The 455-nt window shown below is 64.8% G+C and carries 1 protein-coding gene; it reads right to left on the reverse strand.

Features of this window, described 5'->3' with window-relative positions:
* A partial coding sequence (locus AC5RVN_RS17440; protein WP_494138755.1) for a thiamine pyrophosphate-binding protein occupies window positions 1-455 on the reverse strand: 455 nt, incomplete at both ends.

Consider the following 455-nt stretch of genomic DNA (forward strand, 5'->3'; position numbering starts at 1 on the left):
AGCAGGTCATCCCATTCCCGGCCCCAGACGACCTTGATCACGTTCCAGCCCGCGCCGCGGAAGAACGCTTCGAGTTCCTGCATGATCTTGCCGTTACCGCGCACCGGCCCGTCCAGGCGCTGAAGGTTGCAGTTGATCACGAAGTTCAGGTTGTCCAGGTTCTCGTTCGCGGCGAGCTGGAGCAGGCCGCGGGATTCGGGCTCGTCCATTTCCCCATCGCCCAGGAACGCCCAGACCTGCTGGTCACTGGTGTCCTTCAGGCCCCGGTTGTGCAGGTACCGGTTGGACTGGGCCTGGTAGATCGCGTTCATCGGCCCGATGCCCATGGACACGGTGGGGAATTCCCAGAAGTCCGGCATCAGGCGCGGGTGCGGGTAGGAGGACAGGGCGTGCCCGGCCCGGGACTTTTCCTGCCGGAACCCGTCCAGGTCCTCCTCCGAAAGCCGGCCTTCCAT

It is taken from the genome of Arthrobacter sp. sptzw32, from assembly GCF_059089735.1.